The following is a 7,604-nucleotide window of genomic DNA, read 5'->3' on the forward strand; positions in this document are numbered from 1 at the left end:
TCTTAATAGTAAAAAAATTAGGCGAGATAAAATACAAAGGTCACTTTTAGTTTAAAAAGCAAGAGAGATGGCATGGTATAGGGTAAAACCCTGATATTTGGTATGTTTAAAAGAAAAAAGAGCTTATATTTAAATGATTAAAACCACTCTGCTAGTTGGCTAGGACCCATATTGTCATAAAAAAGCTAGCTTGATAGCTCCACCGCTTCAAACTCTAAGATTAAAATTTATAAAATATCAAAGTTGTTAAAAATTTAAAGGAGTGGTTTATGAACATAAAAAGCATTTTTAGTAAGATCTTTAAAGGTGAGCAGGGTGAGGCCGATGTGCTCGAGGCTATCGGTAAAATTTTAAACCAAAAGGGTGATGAAAACTACTATCTCATCCCAAAGGCGAGCATCGACGATCCTGCGGGCTCATCTAGGGAGATAGACCTGCTTTTGCTCCATCCAGCGCTTGGAATTTACGTCATCGAGGTTAAAAACTGGATCGATCTTGAGCAAATGGATGAAAATAACCCTTACGAGCAGGTAAAAATTTATCAAAGAATGCTTCTTGCAAAGATAGAGTCAGAGCTTAAAAAAGTGCCTATAAATGTCGAGTACAGGGTTATTTTCCCTTCTATCAGCAAGGCCGAGGCTAATAAATTTTACGCGAAAAATCCAAGCTATCTAAATTTAAAAAATCACACCTTTTTCAAAGACGATCTAACAGACGAGGACATCTTTGCTAAATTTTTCAACTCCTCTATTAGCACGCTGCCAAACAAAAAAGAGTTTCTTAAAATTTCAGAAATGCTTGTCAATCAAAGCAAGCTAAAACAAAAGATAATCCCGATAATCACGAAAGATGAAGTGATGTTTTTTGATCACAAGCAGCTTAGTATCATGAACGGCTACACTGGTGGGTTTCGCGTGATCAGGGGCGTTGCAGGCACTGGTAAGACGATGATACTTGCAAATTTTGTCGCAAACAGGCTTGAGCGTGACGAAAATGAGAAATTTCTCGTGCTTTGCTTTAATAAAAATTTAGCCCAAAATATCAAATCAAGCTTTGGCGATAAATTTATAAATAAAAACATCGCTGTTTATCCGATAATATCACTGCTAAAACGTATAGGATTTGATGAAGCAAAGCTTGGCATGGATGAAAATACAAACATCAGCCAAAAGTATCAAATTTACGAAACCGACGAAGCGATTGCTGAGTTTAGAGCGAAATTTAAAGCCCACCTTGCAAAGCACCCGATCGACTACATCCTTTGCGACGAGACCCAGGATATGCCAGCTGGCTTTATGAGCGTCATCTACGAGGAGATAAAGGACTGCATATTTTTCATCGACGAGGCGCAGAAATTTTACACATACACGATGAACAACATAGCCGACATCTTTCACCATCCAAAATTTGAGCGTATCGACATGAGAGGGCGCGTGAAAAACCTAAAAAACGTCTACCGAACACCTTCAAACATCGCTAGGTGCGCATTTGAGATCTTACAAAAGGACTCTGCGATAAATGACTACTACAAAAAGAGCTTTTATCTAAATCAAGACTTCATCTCAGACATCCAGTGTATCTTGCAAGATGGCAGCATAAAAGTGGTCGAGCTTGATGAATTTGCGGGGCTTAAAAAGTGCCTAAAAGCCTTACCAAATGGCGAAACAAGTGTCGTTTTAAGTAATAGCAAGGTCGCCGTAAGTGCCATAAAAGAGAGCGTCTTGCCAGAGGGTAAAAATGTAGAGGTTTTGACGATGCAGTCCATCAAAGGCCTTGAAGCGCAAAATGTCATCATCCACAACTTTTTGCCGTTTTTGCAAACCATATATAAAAATGAAAGGGAGTTTTTTTATAGAAAAATTTACGTCTTACTGACTAGAAGCCGTGAAAATTTATACATCTCGCTGCCTAAAAATTTGGATGAAAATTTGCCAGATGAGATAAAACAGGTGATCGATGTTATTAAAAAATATGCAAGCATCACGCAAGATCTGCCACCGAAAAATGAAGAAATAAAAGAAAAATCAAGCCTAAAACTAGCCTCTATAAGGCCAGTTTTAAGAGATGTAAAAGAGGTTGGCGAGCTAGTGGTGACTGGCAGTCAGCTCTTTGCCATCATAGCTGGGCTCTTTGCATAGTAAATTTTAATGGCAGCCGCAACCGCAACCACATCCGCCGCTTTGTTTTATCGCGTCAAAAACTGCGTCGTAGTTTGGCTCCTGGGTCACTTCGGGGACGATTTGCTTGTGGATGATGACGCCATCTTTGATGACAAAGACCGCTCTTGCAAGCAAGCCTTTTAGCGCCCCGTCACTCATCAGCATGCCGTAGTTTTGGGCAAATTCGCCGTATCTAAAGTCGCTTCCCACACGCAGGTTTGCTATGCCCTCAGTCGTGCAAAATCTCCCCATCGCAAATGGCAGGTCGTTTGAGATGATGCTAAGTTTTACGCCGTGTTTTCCAGCTACTTTTTCGTTAAATTTACGTGCTTCTGCCGCGCAAACACCAGTATCAAGTGATGGTAAGCAGACAAGCACCTCTATGCCATTATTTCCGCCCACGCTAAATTCGCTAAGATCTTGCGCTACGACTCTGGCTTCAGGCGCATAAGAGCCGACAAATAGCTCGTTTCCGCTTAAATTTACCTCACTACCTTTAAATTTTGTAGTTGCCATGATTTCTCCTTATCTTTTAGCTTTTTTAAATGCTTGATCAAGGTCGGCTATTAGATCATCGACGTTTTCGATGCCGATGGCTAGGCGAAGCAAATTTTGCTTTATGCCGATCTTGTCTAGCACCTCTTTTGGATATGCCTCATGCGTCATCGTAGCAGGCCTGCAGATAAGGCTCTCTACGCCACCAAGGCTCACTGCTAGATCAAAAATTTCTAGCGATTTTACAAATTTATTTACATCATATTTTTCATCAAGCTCAAATGAGATAAGAGCGCCGATATCGCTTGCTTGAGCCGCTTGCATCTTTGCCTCTTGCTCGCTGTATGAGCCAGGGAAATGCACTACGCTAACGGCGTCATTATTCTCTAAAAATTTGATGATTTTATGGGTATTTTGCGTTTGTCTATCAAACCTAACGCTAAGCGTTTTAAGCCCACGTATTAGGTAGTATGCATCCATCGGGCTGATGATGCCACCAAGCGTGTTTTTAGCAAATTTGATCTTTTCAGCCAAAGCATCGTCGTTTAGCGTGACGATACCAGCGATCACGTCAGCGTGTCCGCCGATATATTTTGTAGCGCTATAGACCACGATGTCAGCTCCGTGCTCAAGTACTTTTTGATAGTAAGGCGTCAAAAATGTGTTATCCACGATGACTAGAGCGCCCTTTTTGTGAGCGATCTTTGAAATTCTAGCGATATCAGTCACTCTTAAAAGAGGATTTGAGGGAGTTTCGATGAAGATCGCTGCCACATCCTCACTTATGTCATCTTCGCTTAAAAAATTTAGATCATCTATAAATTCGCTCTTTATGCCGTGGCTTTCAAAAACGCTCGTGACATATCTATAAGTGCCGCCATAGACGTTGCTATTTAGCAGGACTTTTTGCCCCGTTTTTATAAGGCTAAGTGCGGCTGCTGTTGCTGCCATGCCTGAGCCAAAGCTAAATGCATATTTGCTGCCTTCGACTTTAGCAAAGATATCATCAAAGGCTTTTTTTGTAGGATTGTTGCCACGTGAGTAGGCAAATTCTTGAAAATTTTCAAGGTCATCTTGCACGAATGTGCTAGCTAAAAATACTGGCGGAACGACCGCTTTGTTTGGGTTGTTTTTAGCTTCGATGCCTTTTACGATAAGAGTGTCTAGTTTCATAAATTTCCTTTTTAAAAATTTACGAAATTTTACATGATAAAGATTAATTTTCCCCAAACCCACCCAAAATATAGCCAAACCAGTAAGTGGTAGTAAAAGTGCTTTTTAAATTTGCATTTGTAAGATTGCTAAGACTAAATTTAAGCTTTTGCCTGGTCTTCGCAAGCCGCCAATGTATGGTTTTTTACTCGCTTTTGGCTAAATTTTTACCATAAATTTTACTCTACTAGATCAACCGACCAGTTTGCCTCCTGAAGCTTCATCTCAAGCTCTCTGATCTCTTTTGAAAGCGCATCTACTTGCTTTTGAAGTGCGCTCACATCGACTGTGCTTAAAATTTTGATCTCGCTGTTTGAGTAAAGATCGACCTTTTGACTAGCGCTCGTGGCAAACTCTCTAAGCACGTTTGCTTTTAGCACCAAAGCGTCCTTTTTAGCGATCATCTCAGTGAGGCTAATGCTATCAAATTTAGCGCTCGAGTTTGTTAAATTTATAGAGCAAATGAGCGTAAAAAGCTCACTTGTTAGCTTGTCAAGCTCTTTTAAAAGAATCTTTGGATCTTCGCTTGGACTTTCATTTTCCTGCGTTTTTGCATTGCTAAGTAGCCTAACTTTTAGCTGTTCGATGCGCTTTTGCGTGTCAGATCTTAGGATGAGAGCCTGAGCTAGTTTCATCATTTTTCCTTTTTGGGTATTAAATTTTTAAATCATCTTAGTATCTTTTGGGTTATAATTGATTTAAAATTTTATTTAAGGAAAAGCTATGAAGTACGATTTTGACACATTAGTAAGCAGAGAAGGCACCAACTCATCAAAATGGCGTATGAAGAGCGATGTTTTGCCGATGTGGGTTGCAGATATGGACTTTAAGGCCGCACCTGAGATCTTAAGCGTCTTGCAAAAGCGCCTTGATAACGGCGTCTTTGGCTACTCTTTCATCCCAAAAGAGTGGAACGAGGCGATAAAGAGCTGGTGGCAAAGGCGTCATAACGTGAGCTTAGAGAATGAGTGGATGTGCTTTTGCACGGGCGTCATACCAGCACTTTCGACGGCTATTAGGAGATTTAGCAGCCCAGGAGATCAAATTTTAGTGCAAGCGCCTGTATATCACGTCTTTTTTAACTGCATAAAAAACAACGGCCGTGAAATTTTATCAAACGACCTAATATATAAAAATGGCTCTTATGAGATAGACTTTGACGACCTCGAGGCAAAGCTGGCCCAGCCGCTAACTACTATGATGCTACTTTGCAACCCACACAATCCAATAGGCAAAATTTGGGACAAAGAGACGCTAAAAAAGATAGGCGAGCTTTGCTACAAGCACGGCGTTTTGGTTATTAGCGATGAAATTCACTGCGACATAACCGACCCTGCGACTAGCTACGTGCCATTTATCAGCGTTAGCGACGAGTGTAAGAATAACTCCATCACGTGCATCTCGCCTACAAAGGCCTTTAACATAGCTGGCCTTCAAAGCTCAGCCGTCGTCACGCCAAACGAACACATCAGAGCGAAGATGAACGCGGCGATAAACTACGATGAGGTAGGCGAGGCAAATGCTTTTGCGATCATCGCAACAATAGCCGCTTTTAACGAGGGCGAGGCGTGGCTTGATGAGCTTAGAGAGTATCTTTTTGAAAACAAAAAGGTCGTCGCAAACTTCATAAAAGAGCAAAATCTGCCTGTGAAGCTCTTGCCATCAAGTGCGACCTATCTTTTGTGGCTTGACTGCAGTGCGTTTTGCGAGGATTCGAGTGAGTTTATGAATTTCTTGCGCGACAGAGCAGGGCTGTGGCTAAATGACGGCAACGCTTACAGAGGAGATAGATTTTTCCTTCGTATGAATATCGCAACGCAGCGCCAAAGGGTGCTTGAAGGGCTAAAACGCTTGCAAAATGGGATAAATTTATACATTTCAAAGAGATAAATTTTGGCTGGGTGGCTTTGGAATTTAAGCCGCCTTTGTCTGATATAAAATAGTTACCTAGGGCATTTTTGACCTCACACATTTCTTAAGGATCAAAGTAAGTATTGCTCATAAATTTAAAGTCTAGCGTGCCTATGCTGTTTTTTTGTTACATTAAATTTAAGCGTGGAGTTGCTTGGTCGCAATAGGGCAGGTGGTAAAGCCAGTTTTTGCTATTTTTGATATCTCTCCAGCATGCGCTAGTGCGTTAAAAGAGTGTCTTGGCACGTTTGGGAATTAAGTAGCTTTCGCTCATAAATTTAGTAGTTTAAATTTGAAAGAGATAAAATTTAAGAGCGAGATAGTCATACCGATCTTTATTTACATTAAAATTAAGCAAAGCTGTTAATGCGAATACTTGAGTTTATTTTTCAAGCACCAAAGAGTGCGGTCATCTCGAGTTCAAAGCGACTTTTTAAATTTAAAGACGTATAGCCATTTTGGTTTTGTAGTGATAAATTTAAAGTGAAAGTGACCCAAAGAAAATAGAGCAGGCGACAGAAACAAGCATTTTACGCCTTTTGCGGTAGCAAATATCGCGCCTCTTTATCGTTAAATTTAGCAATAGAAATTTGAAAGTGAGATATCTCGCCCTAGTGTTAAATTTAAAAGAAGTCATTTTGTCAAAGTGAGAATTTGGGCCATTGAAAATAGTATTATTTTTCAAAAGTGATTTTGCTTAGAAATTTGATGATTTTAAATTTTAGAAAAGCAGAAATTTAAAGGTTAGCTAACTCACACCTGCTTTAAATTTCTAAAAAGATCACTTGCCAAAACGAGTATTTTGCGCCTTTTAAAGTAGTAAATATCGTGCAAGTTACTTATTAAATTTAGAAAGTAGAAATTTAAAGATAAGCTAGCTCGTGCTGATTTTAAATTTATAAAAAGATCATTTGTCAAAAGAAGCATTTACGCTCTTTTTAAATGATAAATTTGATAGTTAAATTTGAATAAAAGTAGAAATTTAAAGGCGGGGATAGCCCCGCCAGATATTATTTATGTAGCTCTTTTGTGTAAAACTCAACTGAGCCAAGACCCTCTTTTAGCGCCCACTCGTAAGCTTTGCTAACAAATTCCCAGTTTATGTTCTCATAAAAAGTCTCTAGGTATTTTGGGCGTGCGTTGAAGTTGTCGATGTAGTAAGCGTGCTCCCAAACATCAACGACTAAAAGTGGCACTTTGCCATCGCTCACTGGAGTTTTTGCGTTGCTAGTTTGCACGATCTCTAGCTTTTTGCTGCTTGGATCAAATACAAGCCACGCCCAGCCTGAGCCAAAAAGCGTTGTAGCTGCTTTTAAAAACTCCTCTTTGAAATTTGCGAAATTTGCTTCGATCGCAGCTTTTAGCTCGCTTGACATCTCGCTTTTTTTAGCGATGCAGTCCCAGTAAAAGTCGTGGTTATAGACTTGAGCGACGTTGTTGTAAAGACCGCCTTCGCTATTTTTTAGGATTTCATAAAATGATGCGTCAGCAAATTTTGTATCTTTTATGAGATTGTTTAAATTTGCAACATAGGTCGCGTGGTGCTTGCCATAGTGGTATTCACAGGTCTTAGCACTTACTACTGCATTGGCATTTGCGTCAAACGGAAGTTTTCTTAATTCAAACATAATAATTCCTTAATAATAAAATTTGTTATTTCGCATTATAGCCATAAAAGATTAACAAACAAAATCTTTCAAAATTTATCCTAAAAATAGGGCGTTTTATAAAAGCTAATTTTTTCATTTATAAAAGATGAGCAAATTTTCTTTATAAATTTGTGGTTAAAAGAGTGAAATTTATATCCTAAAAGAGCAAATTTGGCTT

At 39.5% G+C, this 7,604-nt stretch carries 6 protein-coding genes; 2 read left to right on the plus strand and 4 right to left on the minus strand.

Annotated elements, in window-relative coordinates; translation table 11 throughout:
• The first annotated feature begins 269 nt into the window (after positions 1 to 269).
• Positions 270 to 2,138 (plus strand): nuclease-related domain-containing DEAD/DEAH box helicase, encoded by a 1,869-nt coding sequence (locus F3G98_RS08790; RefSeq protein WP_103608134.1) that lies wholly within the window; start codon positions 270 to 272, stop codon positions 2,136 to 2,138.
• 6 nt (positions 2,139 to 2,144) lie between these two features.
• Here F3G98_RS08790 and tpx read toward each other — a convergent pair whose 3' ends face one another.
• The 3 genes from tpx to F3G98_RS08805 all read right to left on the minus strand — a co-directional run bounded on the left by tpx (position 2,145) and on the right by F3G98_RS08805 (position 4,501).
• Positions 2,145 to 2,675 carry a thiol peroxidase gene (tpx, locus tag F3G98_RS08795; RefSeq protein WP_009295238.1) on the minus strand — a complete coding sequence of 177 codons (531 nt, stop codon included), beginning with the start codon at positions 2,673 to 2,675 and terminating at the stop codon, positions 2,145 to 2,147.
• Positions 2,676 to 2,684: 9 nt separating this feature from the next.
• Positions 2,685 to 3,827, minus strand: coding sequence for a trans-sulfuration enzyme family protein (locus F3G98_RS08800; RefSeq protein WP_103608133.1), 1,143 nt, complete (start codon positions 3,825 to 3,827; stop codon positions 2,685 to 2,687).
• A 218-nt stretch (positions 3,828 to 4,045) separates the two neighbouring features.
• Complete coding sequence (locus F3G98_RS08805) at positions 4,046 to 4,501, minus strand: DIP1984 family protein (RefSeq protein ID WP_103608132.1); 456 nt, start codon at positions 4,499 to 4,501, stop codon at positions 4,046 to 4,048.
• 88 nt (positions 4,502 to 4,589) lie between these two features.
• Between F3G98_RS08805 and F3G98_RS08810 the strand changes: the two genes are divergently transcribed.
• A complete protein-coding gene (locus F3G98_RS08810) occupies positions 4,590 to 5,756 on the plus strand; it encodes a MalY/PatB family protein (RefSeq protein ID WP_149726049.1) in 1,167 nt (388 codons plus the stop codon).
• Positions 5,757 to 6,787: 1,031 nt separating this feature from the next.
• On the opposite strand, the gene sodB is transcribed toward F3G98_RS08810, so the two are convergent.
• On the minus strand, positions 6,788 to 7,405 hold the full coding sequence (sodB, locus tag F3G98_RS08815) for a superoxide dismutase [Fe] (protein ID WP_012140576.1): 618 nt from the start codon (positions 7,403 to 7,405) through the stop codon (positions 6,788 to 6,790).
• Positions 7,406 to 7,604 lie beyond the last annotated feature (199 nt).

This window comes from Campylobacter concisus, from assembly GCF_902460895.1.
Lineage (GTDB): Bacteria > Campylobacterota > Campylobacteria > Campylobacterales > Campylobacteraceae > Campylobacter_A > Campylobacter_A concisus_BC.